The 18,056-nt window shown below is 60.4% G+C and carries 12 protein-coding genes; 9 read left to right on the plus strand and 3 right to left on the minus strand.

Annotation, left to right across the window (positions count from 1 at the left end):
• Nucleotides 1–104: 104 nt before the first annotated feature.
• The 3 genes from ACRC4F_RS11865 to phhA form a co-directional block, all read right to left on the minus strand.
• Nucleotides 105–1,298, minus strand: a complete 1,194-nt coding sequence (locus ACRC4F_RS11865; protein ID WP_438659485.1) for an amino acid aminotransferase — start codon at nucleotides 1,296–1,298, stop codon at nucleotides 105–107.
• The gene (locus tag ACRC4F_RS11870) at nucleotides 1,298–1,654 is read right to left on the minus strand and encodes a 4a-hydroxytetrahydrobiopterin dehydratase (RefSeq protein ID WP_131061639.1); all 357 of its coding nucleotides are present in this window, start codon (nucleotides 1,652–1,654) and stop codon (nucleotides 1,298–1,300) included. Before ACRC4F_RS11870 ends, ACRC4F_RS11865 begins: the two co-directional genes overlap by 1 nt.
• 104 nt (nucleotides 1,655–1,758) lie before the next feature.
• A complete protein-coding gene (gene phhA / locus ACRC4F_RS11875; RefSeq protein ID WP_438659486.1) occupies nucleotides 1,759–2,547 on the minus strand; it encodes a phenylalanine 4-monooxygenase in 789 nt (262 codons plus the stop codon).
• 371 nt (nucleotides 2,548–2,918) lie between these two features.
• On the opposite strand from phhA, the gene ACRC4F_RS11880 reads away from it, so the two are divergent.
• From ACRC4F_RS11880 to ACRC4F_RS11920, 9 genes are all read left to right on the plus strand, one after another.
• On the plus strand, nucleotides 2,919–4,484 hold the full coding sequence (locus tag ACRC4F_RS11880) for a sigma-54-dependent transcriptional regulator (RefSeq protein WP_438659487.1): 1,566 nt from the start codon (nucleotides 2,919–2,921) through the stop codon (nucleotides 4,482–4,484).
• A gap of 392 nt (nucleotides 4,485–4,876) precedes the next feature.
• Nucleotides 4,877–5,617, plus strand: coding sequence for a flagellar basal body rod protein FlgF (locus tag ACRC4F_RS11885; protein ID WP_010457018.1), 741 nt, complete (start codon nucleotides 4,877–4,879; stop codon nucleotides 5,615–5,617).
• A gap of 45 nt (nucleotides 5,618–5,662) precedes the next feature.
• Nucleotides 5,663–6,448 (plus strand): flagellar basal-body rod protein FlgG, encoded by a 786-nt coding sequence (flgG, locus tag ACRC4F_RS11890; protein WP_219097700.1) that lies wholly within the window; start codon nucleotides 5,663–5,665, stop codon nucleotides 6,446–6,448.
• A 51-nt stretch (nucleotides 6,449–6,499) separates the two neighbouring features.
• Nucleotides 6,500–7,195 carry a flagellar basal body L-ring protein FlgH gene (gene flgH, locus ACRC4F_RS11895; RefSeq protein ID WP_109628550.1) on the plus strand — a complete coding sequence of 232 codons (696 nt, stop codon included), beginning with the start codon at nucleotides 6,500–6,502 and terminating at the stop codon, nucleotides 7,193–7,195.
• Nucleotides 7,196–7,222: 27 nt separating this feature from the next.
• Nucleotides 7,223–8,311, plus strand: a complete 1,089-nt coding sequence (locus ACRC4F_RS11900; RefSeq protein ID WP_438659492.1) for a flagellar basal body P-ring protein FlgI — start codon at nucleotides 7,223–7,225, stop codon at nucleotides 8,309–8,311.
• A gap of 11 nt (nucleotides 8,312–8,322) precedes the next feature.
• Entirely contained in the window at nucleotides 8,323–9,621 is a 1,299-nt protein-coding gene (flgJ, locus tag ACRC4F_RS11905; protein WP_438659488.1) for a flagellar assembly peptidoglycan hydrolase FlgJ, read from the plus strand.
• A 23-nt stretch (nucleotides 9,622–9,644) separates the two neighbouring features.
• Nucleotides 9,645–11,711 (plus strand): flagellar hook-associated protein FlgK, encoded by a 2,067-nt coding sequence (gene flgK, locus ACRC4F_RS11910; protein WP_438659489.1) that lies wholly within the window; start codon nucleotides 9,645–9,647, stop codon nucleotides 11,709–11,711.
• Nucleotides 11,712–11,724: 13 nt separating this feature from the next.
• Nucleotides 11,725–13,290 (plus strand): flagellar hook-associated protein 3, encoded by a 1,566-nt coding sequence (locus tag ACRC4F_RS11915; protein ID WP_438659490.1) that lies wholly within the window; start codon nucleotides 11,725–11,727, stop codon nucleotides 13,288–13,290.
• Nucleotides 13,291–13,383: 93 nt separating this feature from the next.
• The gene (locus tag ACRC4F_RS11920) at nucleotides 13,384–16,956 is read left to right on the plus strand and encodes a glycosyltransferase (protein ID WP_438659491.1); all 3,573 of its coding nucleotides are present in this window, start codon (nucleotides 13,384–13,386) and stop codon (nucleotides 16,954–16,956) included.
• Nucleotides 16,957–18,056 lie beyond the last annotated feature (1,100 nt).

Genomic DNA, 18,056 nt, shown 5'->3' on the forward strand with positions numbered 1-18,056 from the left:
GAGCCTGCTCGCGATAGCGGTGTGTCAGTCAACAGATGTATTGACTGACTTTCCGCCATCGCGAGCAGGCTCGCTCCCACAGGGGGGATGTACAAGGCGTGAGGTTATTTGCAGACTTCGGCGATTGCCTCGGCCAGCAGGTCAAGGCGTGTTGCATCGATTCCGGCCACGTTCGCCCGGCCGGTGCCCACCATGTAAACACTATGGTGATCACGCAGTTGTTTAACCTGATCCGGATTCAACCCGGTGTAGGAAAACATCCCGCGTTGCACACCAATGTGTGCGAAGCGTTCACGCAAACCATGGGGTTCAAGCGCTTCCACCAGACCGCTGCGCAATTGGGCAATGCGCAAACGCATGGCTTCCACCTCATCGGCCCAGAGGCTTTTCAGCTCCGGATCGCCAAGGATCGTAGCGACTACGGCTGCACCGTGATCCGGCGGCGTCGACCACAGGTTGCGGGCGATGTTGGCCAGTTGGCTGCGGATATCCACCAGCTTCTCAGCGGTTTTCGCGCAGACAATCAGTGCGCCGGTGCGATCGCGATACAGACCGAAATTCTTCGAGCAGGAGCTGGTGATCAGCACTTCCGGCAACTCGGCAGCGAACAGCCGCGTCGACCACGCATCCTGTTCCAGGCCATCACCGAAACCCTGGTAGGCGAAGTCGATCAGCGGCACCAGGTCGCGGCTGCGCACCACGTCCAGCACGCGACGCCAATCGTCATGGGACAGATCGAAACCGGTCGGGTTGTGGCAGCAGGCGTGCAGCAAGACGACGTCGCCCTTCGGCGCTTCTTTGAGCACTGCCAGCATGGCCTCCACGTCGAGGCGGTTATCGCTGCCAACGTACGGGTAATGGCTGACCTTGACCCCGGCTGCCGCGAAAATGGTTTCGTGGATTGGCCAGGTCGGGTTGCTCAGCCACACGCCACGGCCCGGCAGGCACTGGGCGATGAAGTCGGCACTCAAGCGCAGCGCGCCGGTGCCGCCCGGGGTTTGGGTGGCGCCGGCCCGTTGTTCGGCGATCAACGGGGAGTCGGCGCCGAGCACCAGTTCATTGATCGCCTTGCCAAATGCCGGTTCGCCGTGACCACCGATGTAGGTCTTGGTGGTCTGGCGATCCACCAGGCGCTGCTCGGCGAGCTTCACGGACTGGGGAATCGGTGTCAGGCCCTGGGCATCTTTATAGACGCCCACGCCAAGGTCGAATTTGCGCGGGTTAGGGTCCTGCGCATAGGCCTCCATCAGGCCGAGAATCGGGTCGCCGGGAACTCGACCTATGGCGTCGAAATGCATTATTTGCGGCCCTCGGCGTCCTTGGCCACGTCGTCAGTGCGGGCGGCCATGATGAAATCGTTGCGGTGCAGACCCTTGATGGAGTGGCTCCACCAGGTCACGGTGACTTTGCCCCACTCGGTCAGCAGGCCCGGGTGGTGACCTTCGGCCTCGGAGATTTCGCCCACGGCGTTAGTGAAGGCCAGTGCGTGTTTGAAGTTCTTGAACAGGAAAACCTTTTCCAGCTGCATGATGCTGTCGCGAACTTCGATGTTCCAGTCCGGGATCTGCTTGATCAGCACCGGCAGCTCTTCGTCGCTGACTTGAGGGGCGCCGGCCTGGCAGGCTTCGCAATGGGCTTGGTTCAATGTGGACATGATGAGTTCCTGAAATCTAATTATTGGAAATCGGCCGTCAGTCTCCCCACGCTAAACCAAAGCGTCGGTTTCTGACAGGCTCACTTGATTCTAAAAGCTGCGGATCACGCGGCTTTTTTTGGCGGAAATTTAGGCGCGTGCAAGCCTAGCTGCATGCCTTGCTTGACCATGCTCATGATGTCTTCATGAGCCACATCAAACAGGCGCTTGAGGTTCGGCAGGACAAAGTACAGCGGTTGCAGGATGTCGATGCGATACGGCGTGCGCATGCATTCCAGCGGATCGAAGGCCTGATGCTCAGGTTCGTCCGACAGGCAGTAAACAGTTTCTTTCGGCGAGGAGAGAATGCCGCCGCCGTAGATGCGCAGACCTTCTGGCGTATCGACCAGGCCAAACTCGATGGTCATCCAGTACAGGCGCGCCAGGTACACGCGTTCTTCCTTGGTGGCCTGTAGGCCAAGTTTGCCGTAGGTGTGGGTAAATTCGGCGAACCAAGGGTTGGTCAGCAGCGGACAGTGGCCAAAGATCTCGTGGAAAATGTCCGGCTCTTGCAGGTAATCCAGCTCTTCGCGGGTACGAATAAAGGTCGCAACCGGAAACTGCTTGCTAGCCAGCAATTCGAAAAAGGTCTGGAAGGGAATCAGCGCCGGAACCCTGGCGACTTGCCAGCCGGTGGTTTCGCCGAGGACTTTGTTGATCTCGCCGAGTTGCGGAATGCGGTCGTGGGGCAGACCGAGTTTTTCGATACCGTCCAGGTATTCCTGGCACGCACGCCCTTCGATCACTTTCAATTGACGAGTAATCAGCGTGTTCCACACCGCGTGTTCTTCAGCGGGGTAGTCGATAAAACCTTGCGCATCGGGCTCGCGAGCCACGTATTGCGTCTGCTTCATGCTGCTCTCCTGCTAGGGGATTTCGTTCTTGTTATGTGCTGCTATGGACATAGGAATACCCCAATGAATGCGGCCTTGCAGTAGGTGATCGGCGCTCTAAGTAGGAAAAAACCGCGAAAAACGTAAAGTATTCGTTACAAATCGGCAGCCGCCGCGTAGTTGCTGAGATTCTCGGGTTTGAAAAGCGCTTTGACTGTCACATAATCTTGACGGCTATCTCAGTGCCCTATCAGAAAAATCGGGCGCGAACCCTGTGGGAGCCAGCCTGCTGGCGATAGCGGTGTGTCATTCGACATCAATATCGCCTGATGCGACGCCATCGCCAGCAGGCTGGCTCCCACAGGTCAATCATCGTTTATCAGGCCTTTAATATGCGTATCAAAGTCCACTGCCAGAACCGCATCGGCATCCTGCGCGACATTCTCAACTTGCTGGTCGAGTACGGGATCAACGTCGCTCGCGGCGAGGTCGGCGGGGAGCATGGCAATGCGATCTACCTGCATTGCCCGAACCTGATCAACATTCAGTTCCAGGCGCTACGTCCGAAATTCGAATCGATCGCCGGTGTGTTTGGCGTCAAGCGTGTAGGGCTGATGCCCAGCGAGCGTCGGCACATGGAGCTCAATGCCTTGCTCGGCGCCCTGGAGTTTCCGGTGCTGTCGATCGACATGGGCGGCTCCATCGTCGCAGCCAACCGTGCAGCAGCGCAGTTGCTGGGTGTGCGGGTCGATGAAGTGCCGGGGATTCCGCTGTCCCGTTATGCCGAGGATTTCGACTTACCGGAACTGGTGCGTGCCAACAAGTCGCGGATCAATGGTTTGCGGGTCAAGGTCAAGGGCGATGTCTTTCTCGCCGACATCGCGCCGCTGCAATCGGAACATGACGACAGCGAAGCCATGGCCGGTGCGGTGCTGACGCTGCACCGGGCTGATCGGGTCGGTGAGCGCATCTATAACGTGCGCAAACAGGAACTGCGCGGGTTCGACAGCATCTTCCAAAGCTCCAGGGTCATGGCCGCCGTGGTGCGCGAGGCTCGACGCATGGCGCCGCTGGATGCGCCGCTATTGATAGAAGGCGAAACCGGCACCGGTAAAGAATTGTTGGCACGTGCCTGTCACCTGGCCAGCCCTCGTGGTCAATCACCGTTGATGGCGCTCAACTGCGCCGGTCTGCCGGAATCGATGGCCGAGACCGAGTTGTTCGGGTACGGCCCCGGCGCCTTCGAAGGCGCGCGGGCCGAAGGCAAGCTCGGGCTGCTGGAGCTGACGGCGGGCGGTACGCTGTTTCTCGATGGCGTCGGGGAAATGAGCCCGCGCTTGCAGGTGAAATTGCTGCGCTTCCTGCAGGACGGCTGCTTCCGTCGTGTCGGCAGTGATGAAGAGGTTTATCTGGATGTGCGGGTGATCTGCGCGACGCAGGTGGACTTGTCCGAGTTGTGCGCGCGCGGTGAGTTTCGCCAGGATTTGTATCACCGCTTGAACGTGCTGTCGCTGCACATCCCGCCGCTGCGTGAATGCCTCGACGGTTTGACGCCGCTGGTGGAGCACTTCCTCGATCAGGCCAGCCGGCAGATCGGTTGCCCGCTGCCGAAACTGGCGCCGGCAGCGATGGAGCGGCTGAGTCATTACCACTGGCCGGGCAATGTCCGGCAGCTGGAGAACGTGCTGTTCCAGGCGGTTTCCCTGTGCGAGGGCGGGACAGTGAAGGCCGAGCACATTCGCTTGCCGGATTACGGCGTGCGCCAGCCGCTTGGCGATTTCTCCCTTGAGGGCGGGCTGGATGCGATTGTGGGGCGCTTCGAGAAAGCAGTGCTGGAGCGACTGTATTCCGAGCATCCGAGCAGTCGGCAGTTGGGCAAGCGGCTGGGGGTTTCCCATACGACCATCGCCAATAAATTGCGCGAGTACGAAGTCGGCAAAGACCCCGGTAGCTCATAGGACGCATAGATCCCTGTAGCAGCTGTCGTTGTGGCGAGGGGATTTATCCCCGTTCGGCGGCGAAGCCGTCGTCAAACCCGGCATGCAAGGTTTTCCTGATACACCGCATCGTCTGATTTCACGACTGCTGTGCAGCCGAACGGGGATAAATCCCCTCGCCACAACGACAGCTGCTACAAGGTGCCCATTGAGCCCGAGGGGTCGACACTTGCCGTTAGCGGCATAACACCGCCGGTTTTTCGTCTCCGCTACATTTCCCCAATCCTCGTAAAACCCCTCAAGTCCTTTGTTTGCCGGGCCTCGCGCCGTCAAAAGAAAGTTGGTCTGCAAATTGCTTATCGCTCAGCAGTACAGCGGTGGACGGCAAACGTCCGGCATGCAGAGGAAAGAGCGTGGATAAGTACCTTTATGTGGCAATGACCGGCGCCAGCCAGAATGCACTGGCGCAGAAGGCTCATGCCAACAACCTGGCAAACATCTCCACCAACGGTTTTCAGAAGGACCTGGAACAGGCCCGTTCGATGCCGGTGTTTGGTGACAGCTTTCCGGCGCGTGCGTTTGCCATGACCGAGCGTCCGGCCACCGACTTCTCTCCAGGTTCGCTGGTAGAAACCGGTCGCGACCTCGACGTCGCCGTGCAAGGCAACGGCTGGATCGCCGTGCAGACCCCCGATGGCGCCGAAAGCTACGTGCGCACCGGCAGCCTGAACGTGGACGCCCTGGGCGTGCTGCGGGCCGGCAACGGTATGCCGGTGATGGGCAATGGCGGACCGATCGCCGTGCCGCCCGAGCAGCAAATCGAAGTCGGCGAAGACGGCACCATCAGCATCCGTGCCATGGGCGAAGGCCCGCGCGTGATGGCTGAAGTCGACCGCATCAAACTGGTCAACCCAGACCTGAAGAACATGACCAAGGGCCTCGACGGTTCGATCCACACCAAGGACGGCAAGCCGGCGCAAGCCGATGCGGGCGTCAAACTGGTGTCCGGGTTCCTCGAGTCGAGCAACGTCAACGCCGTGGAAGAGATGACCTCGGTGCTGGCCTTGTCGAAGCAGTTCGAGCTGCACATCAAGATGATGAACACCGCCAAAGACGATGACCAGGCCATGGCTCGGGTCTTGCAGATCAGCTAATTATCAGAACGTCGCGCCGTAAAACAGGCGCACGAGGAGAATCGAATGCTTCCGGCTCTATGGGTTGCCAAAACAGGTCTGTCCGCCCAGGACACCAACCTGACGACCATTTCCAACAACCTGGCCAACGTGTCGACCACGGGTTTCAAACGTGACCGCGCCGAGTTCCAGGACTTGCTCTATCAGATCAAACGCCAGCCAGGCGCCCAGTCGACCCAGGACAGCGAACTGCCGTCCGGTCTGCAAGTGGGTACCGGTGTGCGCATCGTCGGCACCCAGAAAAACTTCACCGCCGGCAGCCTGCAAACCACCGAGCAGCCACTCGACCTGGCCGTCGACGGTCGCGGTTTCTTCCAGATCCTGCAGCCGGACGGCACCACGTCCTACACCCGTGACGGCACGTTCCACCTTGACTCCAATGGCCAGATCGTCAACGCCAGCGGCTTCGCCCTGGAACCGGCCATCGTCATACCGAACGACGCGCAGACCTTCACGGTCGGTCGCGACGGCACCGTGTCCATCACCGTTCCGGGTAACCCGGCCAACCAGGTGATCGGCAACCTGCAAACCGCCGACTTCATCAACCCGGCCGGCCTGCAAGCCGTGGGTAACAACCTGTTCCTGGAAACCGCTGCCAGCGGCGCGCCGCAAATCGGTACACCGGGCCTGAACGGTTTCGGTACCACGCTGCAGAACACCCTGGAAACGTCCAACGTCAGCACCGTTGAAGAGATGGTCAACATGATCACCACTCAGCGCGCCTACGAGATGAACTCCAAGGTGATCTCCACCGCCGACCAGATGCTCTCGTTCGTAACGCAGAATCTGTAATCAGTCTATGAGGCGACCATGAGGTCGCCTGCAACACCGTGAGGTAGGGTCATGAATCGCTTTGTATCTGTTCTGGCACTGAGTGGGGTCGTCGTGCTCGCGGGCTGCGTCGCTCCGCCGCCCAAGCCCAATGACCCTTACTACGCCCCGGTGTTGCCGCGTACGCCGCTACCGGCTGCCGCCAATAACGGCTCGATCTATCAGGCCGGCTTCGAACAGAACCTGTACAGCGACCGCAAGGCGTTCAGGGTCGGTGACATCATCACCATCACCCTGAACGAACGCACCCAGGCCAGCAAGAACGCCAACTCGCAAATCGGCAAGAACAGCAAGACCGACATCGGCCTGAGCTCGTTTTTCGGCGGTGGCCTGAGCACCAGCGATCCGGTGGGCAGCGGCAGCCTGAGCCTGGACGTCGGTTACGAAGGTGACCGCGCGACCAAGGGCGACAGCAAGTCCGGGCAGAGCAACAGCCTGACCGGCTCGATCACCGTGACCGTCGCGGATGTGCTGCCCAACGGCATCATCGCCGTGCGCGGCGAGAAGTGGCTGACCCTCAACACCGGCGATGAGCTGGTGCGGATTGCCGGCATGGTGCGCGCCGATGACATCGCCACTGACAACACCGTGTCGTCGACCCGCGTCGCCGATGCACGCATCACCTACTCGGGCACCGGTGCGTTTGCCGATGCGAGTCAGCCAGGCTGGTTCGACCGTTTCTTCCTCAGCCCGCTGTTCCCTTTCTAGGTGGCTACGTTGAATCTTAAACACCTGATGGTGGCCGCCCTGATGCTCTCGGCTGCGTTCAACGCGCAAGCCGAGCGGCTGAAGGACATCGCCAGTATTTCCGGCGTGCGTTCCAACCAATTGATCGGCTACGGCCTGGTGGTCGGGCTTAACGGCACCGGCGACCAGACGACGCAAACTCCGTTCACCCTGCAGACCTTCAACAACATGCTCTCGCAGTTCGGCATCAAGGTGCCGCCGGGTTCGGGCAACGTGCAGTTGAAGAACGTCGCGGCCGTGTCGATCAGTGCTGATCTGCCGGCGTTCGCCAAGCCGGGTCAGCAGGTCGACATCACCGTTTCGTCCATCGGTAACTCCAAGAGCCTGCGCGGCGGCACCTTGCTGCTGACGCCACTCAAGGGTATCGACGGCAACGTCTACGCAATCGCCCAGGGCAACCTGGTGGTTGGCGGTTTTGATGCGGAAGGTCGCGACGGTTCGAAGATCACCGTCAACGTTCCGTCGGCCGGTCGTATTCCGGGCGGTGCCTCGGTCGAACGTTCGGTGCCGAGCGGTTTCAACCAGGGCAACAGCCTGACCCTGAACCTCAACCGTTCGGACTTCACCACCGCCAAGCGCATCGTCGACAAGATCAACGACATGCTCGGCCCTGGTGTGGCCCAGGCCATCGACGGCGGTTCGATTCGGGTCAGCGCGCCGCTTGATCCAAGCCAGCGCGTCGACTATCTGTCGATCCTCGAGAACCTTGAAGTCGACCCGGGTCAGGCGGTGGCGAAAGTCATCATCAACTCGCGTACCGGTACCATCGTGATTGGCCAGAACGTCAAGGTTTCACCGGCCGCCGTGACTCACGGCAGCCTGACGGTGACCATCACCGAAGACCCGATCGTCAGCCAGCCCGGCCCTCTGTCCAATGGCCAGACTGCTGTGGTGCCGCGCTCGCGGGTCAACGCTCAGCAAGAAGCCAAGCCGATGTTCAAGTTCGGCCCGGGCACCACCCTCGACGAAATCGTGCGTGCGGTGAACCAGGTCGGCGCGGCGCCGGGTGACTTGATGGCGATCCTCGAAGCATTGAAGCAGGCCGGCGCGTTGCAAGCCGACCTGATCGTGATCTGAGGACAGCGACCATGGATATGCGCAAGGGCGGCCTGGGTGTCAGCAGCAACGATTCGGGTTCCTATTCGGACTTGAATCGTTTGAACCAGCTCAAGGTCGGCGACAAGGACAGTGACGCGAACATGCGCAAGGTGGCGCAGGAATTCGAGTCGCTGTTCCTCGGTGAAATGCTCAAGTCCATGCGCTCGGCCACCGAAGCGCTGGGCAAGGACAACCCGCTCAACACCCCGGCAGCCAAGCAATACCAGGAAATGTACGACCAGCAGTTGGCCGTTTCCATGTCCCGCGAAGGCGGCGGTATTGGCCTGGCGGACGTGCTGATGCGCCAGATGTCGAAGAACAAACCGCTGGCGCCGGGTGAAGCTGCGGCCTTGTCCGCCGCCAAGCAGGAAGCGGCGAAAGCCGCAGTGCCAACGCCGATTGCTGCGGGTACCGTGGCCACCGACGGTCCACTGTCGCGGCTCAATGGTCAGCGTCCGTTGTGGGCTTCGCGTTCGGTCAAGGCGCCGATAGGCGAGGGCACCCATCGCAATGACATGGAGCTGATCAATCAGCGCCGCCTGGCCTTGCCGCCGAAACTGGCCGACCGCTTGCTCGCCGGACTGGTGCCGTCGGCAACGACTGCCGCCGCCGCAACCCCGAACAAAACCCTATTGCCTGAGCGCGCCGCGACGCCGGTCGTGACCGGTGCCGGCCCGCTGTTCAATGGCGACTGGCTGGCTTCGCAAACCGATAACAAATCGAGTGCTAGCCTGCAGGTTTACGGCCGTGCCATGGCGCAGATTCCGCTGGCGCCGCCGAAGAAAGCCTTCAGCTCCGCCGACGAATTCGTCAACACCATGCTGCCGATGGCCAAGGAAGCGGCCGACCGCATCGGCGTCGATCCGCGTTACCTGGTGGCCCAGGCCGCCCTCGAAACCGGTTGGGGCAAATCGGTCATGCGTGCCCAGGATGGCAGCAGCAGCCACAACCTGTTCGGCATCAAGGCCAGCAGCAGTTGGAAGGGTGAATCGGCGCGCGCGATCACCAGCGAATTCAGGAATGGCGAGATGGTCAAGGAGACGGCCGAGTTCCGTTCCTACGACTCGTATAAAGACAGCTTCCATGACCTGGTGACTTTGCTGCAAACCAATAATCGCTATCAAGATGTTCTGAAGTCTGCCGATAACCCAGAACAGTTTGTACGCGAGCTGCAGAAAGCCGGTTATGCAACCGACCCGGCCTACGCAAGCAAGATTTCGCAGATAGCCAAGCAGATGACGAGTTACCAAAACTACGCTGCGGCGGGCGCTTCCACTACGCCTCTATAGGCACAAGGCATAAGGTCTGAACCATGAGTTTGCTCAATATCGGGATGTCGGGTCTGGCCGCTGGCCAATCCTCGTTGATGACTACCGGCAATAACATTGCCAACGCCGACACCGCCGGTTACTCACGCCAGCAAACCGTGCAGGGCACCAAAGCCTCGAACCAGTTCGGCAATGTCTATATCGGCACCGGTACGACCCTGGCCGATGTGCGTCGCGTCTACAACAGCTACCTCGATGCGCAATTGCAGACCACCACCTCGCTCAACAGCGATGCGGCCGCGTACGCCGGGCAGATCAGCCCGCTCGACGCCTTGCTCTCGGACAGCGGCACCGGCCTCAATGGCGCCCTGACCAAGTTCTTCGCCTCGGTGCAGAACGTCAACGCCAAGCCGGGTGACGACGCGTCGCGTCAACTGCTGCTCAGCGATGCCCAGGCCCTGAGCAATCGTTTCAACTCAGTGTCCAGCCAGTTGACCCAGCAGAACGCGAACGTCAACGGCAACCTGTCGAACATGGCCGACCAGGTCAACAAACTCGCCGCCACCGTGGCGCAGTTGAACCAGAAGATTTCCGAAGTTTCCAAGGCCGGCGGCATGCCGAACGAGCTGCTCGATGCGCGTAACGAAACCGTGCGTCAGCTCTCCACCTTCACCGGTGCACAGGTCATCGAGCGCGAGGGTAACCTCGACGTTTACCTGGGCAGCGGCCAGCCGCTGGTCATGGGCGGCACCGCCAGCACCCTGTCCGTGGCACCCAGCCTGAACGATCCTTCGCGCATGGGCATTCAGCTCAATCGCAACGGCACCACCGTCGACATCACCTCGGTCATGACTGGCGGTGAAATGGGCGGTCTGCTGCGTTATCGCAGCACCGTGCTGGACCCGGCCATGAACGAACTGGGTCGCGTGGCCCTGGTGGTCGCCGATCAGATGAACAGCCTTCAGGCCCAGGGTATCGACAAGAACGGTGCGTTCGGCTCGAACCTGTTCAACAGCATCAACAGTGCCGCGCAGATGGCCAGCCGCAGTGTCGCCACCGTCGGCAACAGCGCCGGTTCAGGCAACTTCGATGTGACCATCGCGGACAGCGGCAAGCTGACCATCAACGATTACAAGGGCACCTTCACCAGCGGCACCAACTACACCGTTTCGCGTCTGCCGGATGGCACGTCCATGGGCGCTTTCAGCACCCTGACCACGCCACCGCCGGTGATCGACGGTTTCTCGCTGAAGCTTTCCGGCGGCACTGCCGCGGCGGGTGACACGTTCAAGATCACTCCGACCCGCAACGCGGCGGAAAACATCAAGACTGAGATGACCGACTCCAAGCGTCTGGCCATCGCAGCACCGTTGAGCGCGGCCATCACGCCGGGCGGCAGCGGCACCTTGACGATCCCGGCCAGCGGTCAACCGACCCTGACCACCAAGTTTGATATTTACGATGCCGCCACCACCACGGCGATCCAGAACGGCATCAAGAATTCGACGCCGGTCAAAGTGGTGTTCGGTTCGCCATCGGCCGACGGCACCAGCCAGACTTACCAGTTGCTGGACGCCAAAGGCGTGCAGATCAGCACCGGTACTATCAAGCCAAACCAGAACAACACCCTGAGCCTGAGCATTCCGCTCAAGGATGCTTTGGGTGCGCCGATCATGGATCCGGGCCCGCCAGCCGTGCAGCGTACCGCGACCTTCGACATGACCGTGGCCGGCTCGCCGGGCACCGGCAGCGCAATCGACATCAACGTCGCGCAGCCAGGCACGATGGACAACCGCAACGGCACCGCACTGGCCGGCTTGCAAACCAAGCAGGTCGTGGACACCGGGAGCGCCAGCAAAGGCATTTCCCTGACCGACGCCTACGGCAAACTGGTCGAAGGCGTGGGTGCAAAAGCCGCTCAGGGCAAGCTCGACAGTGCCGCAACCGGCGCCATCCTGGCCAACGCCAAAGGTGCTCGCGACTCGCTGTCCGGTGTCGACCTCGATGAGGAAACCGGCAACCTGGTCAAGTATCAGCAGTACTACACCGCCTCTTCGCAGATCATCAAGGCTGCGCAGGAAATCTTCAGCACACTGATCAACAGTCTTTAAGGAGTCGTAGCCCATGCGCATTTCTACCGCCCAGTTTTACGAGTCCTCTGCCGCGAACTATCAGAAGAACTTCGCCAACGTGGTCAAAAGCAGCGAAGAGGCCAGCAGCCTGGTTCGCGTCAACACTGCCGCCGATGATCCGGTCGGTGCCTCGCGCCTGCTGCAATTGGGCCAACAGGCGTCGATGCTCGACCAGTACAAGGCCAACACCAACACCCTCAAGGCGACCCTGGGTCAGACCGAGTCGGTGATGACCAGCATCACCAACGTGCTGCAGCGCGCCCAGGAGCTGGCGGTCGGTGCCGGCAACGCCGGTTACACCGATGCTGACCGTCAGGCCAACGCTGCGGAGCTGGGACAGATCGAAGAGCAGTTGTTGAGCCTGATGAACAGCCAGGACGAGAACGGTAAGTACATCTTTGCCGGTTCCAAGGGCGATACCGTTCCGTTCACGCGCAATGCCGATGGCACCTACAGCTACAACGGTGATCAGGTGACCCTCGACCTGGCGATCGGCGACACCATGTCGATGGCGACCAACAGCACCGGTTGGGCAGTATTCCAGCAGGCCATCAACACCAGCCGCAGCCAGGTCACCATGACCGCGCCGGCGGTGGATGATGGTCGGGTGGTCCTGTCCAATGGTCAGGTGTCGTCGGGCGTGACCTATAACAGCAAGTTCCGTGCAGGCGAGCCGTACACCATCGACTTCGTCAGCGGCACTCAGTTGAAAATCACCGATTCGGGCGGTAACGATGTGACCGCCGAAGCCAGTCAGGGTGGTGTTTTCAACCCGGCCACCAAGGCGGGCCAGAACGTATCGTTCCGCGGTGTCGAACTGAACCTGAACATCAATCTGGCGGCCGGCGATACCGCCGCCACCGTGCTGCCGGGCCACAGCTTTACCTTGGCAGCCAAGCCTGACACCTTTACGGCGACCCGCAGCCCGGGCAACCCGACAGCGACTCAAGTCACCGGTAGCAGCATTACCAACCCGGTGGCTTACCACGCCAGTTTCCCGACCGGTTCGGCGGTGATGAAATTCACCAGTGCCACCGCATTCGATTTGTATGCAGCACCGCTGACAGCCGATAGCAAACCGGTGTCTTCCGGCACCGTGGTGGCCGGCGTCGCGACCGCTTCGGGCGTGAGCTTCAACCTGGCCGGTACGCCAGCGGCAGGCGATCAGTTCAGCGTGGCCGTCAACACTCACGAAACCCAGAACATTCTGGACACCGTGAGCCAGCTGAAAAGCGCGCTGAATACGCCAACCAATAACGACCCGATCCTGAACCAGAAGCTGCAAGCTTCGTTGGCATCGGGTATCGGCAACCTGGCGAGCGGCAGCGATCAGTTGTCCAGTGCGCTGAGTTCGGTGGGGGGGCGCGGTTCAGCCCTGGATACCCAGAGTGACACCAACCAGAGCCTGGTCCTGGCCAATACCCAGACACAGTCGGCGATCCGTGATTCTGATCCGGCTACGGTGATGACCCGTCTGACGTTGCAAACAACCATGTTGCAAGCGTCGCAACTGGCCTTCAGCAAGATTGCTCAGTTGGGCTTGTTCAACAAGATCTGAGGCTGTGCCTGTCGAGTTGCCAACCGTCTTTTCCTAAGCGGTTCCGCAGCCTCTGCCTGAAAAGGCAGAGGCTCGCCGCTCGAGAGTTTCGCCGTGAATCAATACCCTCTAGTCAGTATCGTCATTCCCGCCTTCAACCCTCGCTTCTTCAGCCAGGCGCTGGAAAGTTCGCTCGCTCAAACCTATGAGAACGTCGAGATCGTCATCTGTGACGATTCATCCACCGACGAGATTCGCGACATCGTCCAGTCGTTTGCCGACCCTGTGCACCCTGTTCGTTACCTGCGTAACCCGAAGCGCCTGGGCCTGCAAAAAAACGTGCTGCGCTGTGTCAAGGAAGCCAAGGGCGAGTTCATCAAAGTGCTGTGCGACGACGATCGCCTGTTTGCGCCGAGCATCGAGGTGCAGGCCCGGGCGCTGATCGATCATCCCGAGGTCACGCTGGTTTGCGGCCTGCGCATGTTCAGCGATGCCGGGAACTTCATCCTGCCGCCACGACTCGATAACTGCCTTTTCTCGCCTGGCGATGCATTGCTCAAGGGCGATGACATGTTGGCTATTTTCGAGGGCACGCCAAAGAATTTCATTGGCAACCTCAGCTCGACCCTGATGCGCCGTGCCGATGTGCTGGAGCTGTTGCCTGCGCTGGTTGAGGAAGATTGCGGCTTTGTCGCGCTGCTCGATTTCGCTTTATTCGTGTGCCTGCTGCGACGCGGCAACATGGCGGTGCTGAATACGGTGCTGAGCACCGAACGTATGTACCCGGAACGTCTGAGCAAAACGCCGGAAATGGTCCGCGCCGCCGCTCAGGAGCTGGGATGGTTGACTCAGATGCTCACCACGCGAGGGGGGGAGTCGGCGCCAGCCTCGGGTTGGGTACGCACGGTTGATTTGAACAAGGCGGCTGATGAGCCTCGTCAGTGGGAAGAATTGTGCGTGGTGCGCGTACTGGGCGGCCGCAACACCGTGGTCAACGGCCGAGTCGGAGGGCAGAGCGACAGCTATGCCGATTTCTACCGAGAGTGGCTGGCGAGTCGTCATTTCAATTCGGCGGAAACGCGGCACATGCCGGAAACGATCAGCCGCTGGGCCGTGCGTCCGAACCTGGTGCCGATCATCATCGACACCGAGTCTGACAGCGTCGCCCTGAAGGCCACACTGGCCAGCCTCGCCACTCAACTGTACGCACCGCAAGCGGTGGTGGTGCTGTCGAACGGTAACTGCGATGTTGCCGATAACGTGCTGCAGTTGCCGCTTGAGGGCAACTGGTCGCACCAGCTCAATGCTGTAGTGCCGCAGTTGGAAGGTGCGCATTGGTTCTATTTGCTGCGTGCGGGTGACACGTTGCGTGAGTCGTCGCTGCTGGTGCTGGCGGAGCGTATTGCCGGCACACCCGGCATGCTCTGCGCTTACAGCGATGAGGGGGCGCTGGTGGAGGGTGAGTCCGCCGAGCCGGTGTTCAAGCCGGGCTTCAATCTCGACCTCATGCGTTCCTATCCTTACGTCGGACGCACCCTGGCGTTCGAGCGCGAGCGCTTTTTGACGGTGGGCGGTTTTGATTCGGCTCACGGCGAACTGGCGCCGCACGATTTGCTCTGGCGGCTGGTAGAAGAGGCCGGGTTACACACCATTGAGCACATCGCCGAGATTCAGGTGGAGTCGACACAGACCTTCGCCGATTGGCTGTCGTTGCCTGAAGTGATTGAGGGTAGCGAGGCGCTGGTCAGCGCGCACCTGACCCGTATCGGTCTCCAATACCGGATTCGCGACTGCGAGTTGCCGCTGCTCAAACGCATCGATTACCTGCATGCTCATCGGCCGGTGGTCTCGATCATCATTGCGGCGGGCACATCGCTGGCCGCCTTGCAGCGCTGCACCGAAAGCCTGATCGAACAGACCTCGTACACCGAATACGAGATCCTGATTGTGGATGAAGGGCGTGGCGATTCGGCGATGGCCGAGTGGCTGGGCGCGATGTCTCAGCTGGGCGCCGCCATGTTGCGAGTGCTGCATTTTGACGGGCGTAACGGCGAGGCGGCCATCGTCAACTTCGCCGCCAGCCATGCGCGTGGCGAGTACTTGTTGACGCTCAGCCCGCGCAGCGTGATCTGCGCTGGCGACTGGCTCGCCGAACTGCTCAACCACGCTCAGCGTCCGGAAGTCGGCGTAGTGGGCGCACGCCTGCTGAGTGCCAACGGTGCGATTTTCTCTGCCGGTTTGATTCTGGGTCTGGGCGGGCCTGCCAGTTCGCCGTTTCTCGGCGAGCACGCCAGTGCTCGCGGCTACATGCAGCGTCTGCAAGTGGTGCAGAACTGGAGCGCTGTCAGCAGTGATTGCCTGATGGTGCGCAAAGAAGTGTTCGACAGCCTGGGTCAGTTGGATGACACCCAGTTCAGTCTGGAAGTCGGCGCTACTGATCTGTGCCTCAAGGCGGATAAAGACGGCTATCTGATCGTCTGGACGCCTTTCGCGAGCGTGGTGATGGGGGAAAACACATCGCCAGCAGCGTCCCGGGACAATGTGCCTGCGCAGGCGCTTGAGCAGGAAGCGTTCTACAAGAAGTGGTTGCCGAAAATATCCCGTGATCCGGCCTACAATCCGGCGCTGACGCTTGGGGTGTCGAGCTTCAGTCTGGAGCCTTCGCTGCGCAACAACTGGAACCCGTTCTGCCATCGCGACCTTCCATTGATTCTCGGGTTGCCGGTCAACGAGTCGGCGATCGGACATTACCGTGTGACTGCGCCATTGGCTGAGCTTGAGGCGGCCGGGCGGGTCATTTCGCGTGTGGCCTACGAGTCGCCGTCGACCGTGGAAATCGAGCGCTTGTCGCCTGACACCATTGTCTTGCAGGGACGCTACGGCGAAGGTTCGGCGGCCGACATTCTGCGTATGAAGAAGTACTCCAATGCCCTGCGGATTTTCGAGCTGGACGACTACATTGTCAGCACGCCGAAAAAGAACAGCCACGCCCGCAACAAGCCGACGAACACCGAGCAGTTGTTGCGTGAGGGCATTGCTCAGTGCGACCGCGTGGTGGTGACTACTCAGGCGCTGGCCGATGTGTTGTCGAGCATGCACAGCGAGATTCGCGTGGTACCCAACATGCTCCCGCCGGAGCCGTGGTTGACGCTGAGCAGTCAGCGCCGTACCTCGAAAAAACCACGGGTTGGCTGGGGCGGTGGCACCAGCCACACCGGTGACCTGGAAATCATTGCCGATGTGGTTCGTGAGCTGGCCAATGAGGTGGATTGGGTCTTCTTTGGCATGTGCCCGGACGCCTTGCGCCCGTACGTTCATGAGTTCTATAGCACCATCGATTTGCAGATTTACCCGTATAAACTGGCGAGCCTGAATCTTGACCTTGCCTTGGCACCGCTGGAGTTTCATATCTTCAATGACTGCAAAAGTAATCTGCGGTTGCTGGAATATGGCGCGTGCGGGTATCCGGTGATTTGCACTGATACCCGGGCTTATGATGGTTTCCTGCCTTGCACCAAGGTTTTGAGTAACAGTACTGAGGAGTGGTTGCAGGCGATTCGTATGCACTTGGCTGATCCGGATGCCAGTTATCGGATGGGGGATCAGTTGCGTGAGGCTGTGCATCGGGATTTCATGTTGCGGGGGGATAATCTGCAGCATTGGCTTTGGGGGTGGTTGCCGGACTGATTTTTTGTTCCGTGTACAAACCGGTTGTTCGGTGTACATATCCGTTTCTTCGGTAACGGCGGCTGGCGGTTTCGCCCTTACGGCGACTCACTTTTTTTCAAACGCCAAAAAAAGTAAGCAAAAAAGGCTCGCCCCAAGCGTCCGGCCCCTCGCCTGGGCTCGGCGTTCCTTCGCTCCGGCATTCATCCGGGGGCATCGCCCTCCGGTTGGCTTCGCTGGCACCTACATGCGATGAGTTCGACTGCGTCGAACGGCGCTGCGCGCCACTCCCCGGATGAACGCCTCCACTCAGCCTCCCGAACGGGGCGGGTGGATCAAGATCAAAAGCTGAAGGCGAGCTAACGCTCGGCCTGATGAGTGGTGAGAATCAAAAGCTGTACGCCGATCCATTGTGGGAGCTGGCCTGCCAGCGATGGCGGCCTGCCGGCCGACCAATTTCTTGCAAATGTACCCCAACCCCTGTGGGAGCTGGCTTGCCAGCGATGGCGGCCTGCTAGCCGACCAATCTCTAGCAGGTGTACACCGAACCCTGTGGGAGTTGGCCTGCCAGCGATGGCCGCCTGACAGCCGACCAATCACTTGCAGATGGACACCGACCTTGTGGGAGCTGGCCTGCCAGCGATGACGGCCTGACAGCCGACCGGTGACTTGCAGATGTACACGAACCCTGTGGGAACTGGCCCGCCAGCGATGACGGCCTGACTGCCGACCGATCTCTTGCAGATGTACACGAACCCTGTGGGAGCTGGCCTGCCAGCGATGGCGGCCTGACAGCCGAACTGTTCTTTCGGATGTACGCAAGCTTCTCGACGGCTGCGATCCTTTTTGCTTTGGCTTTGGCTTTGGCTTTGGCTTTGGCTTTGGCTTTGGCTTTGGCTTTGGCTTTGGCTTTTGACGTTGATCTTGATCTTGATCTTGATCTTGATCTCTCGCCCCTTCGGCAGGCCGAGCGTAGGTGTTCATCAGGGGGTTAGGCGCGTAGCGCCGTGCGGCGAAGCCGCACACATCGAGAGGAGGTCGTCGCGAAGCAGACCGTAGGCGATGCCCCCTGATGGACACCGTAGCGAGGGAACGCGGAGCCTCAGCGAGGCGCCGTACGC

The organism is Pseudomonas sp. (assembly GCF_051660785.1).
In the GTDB taxonomy this organism is placed as follows: domain Bacteria; phylum Pseudomonadota; class Gammaproteobacteria; order Pseudomonadales; family Pseudomonadaceae; genus Aquipseudomonas.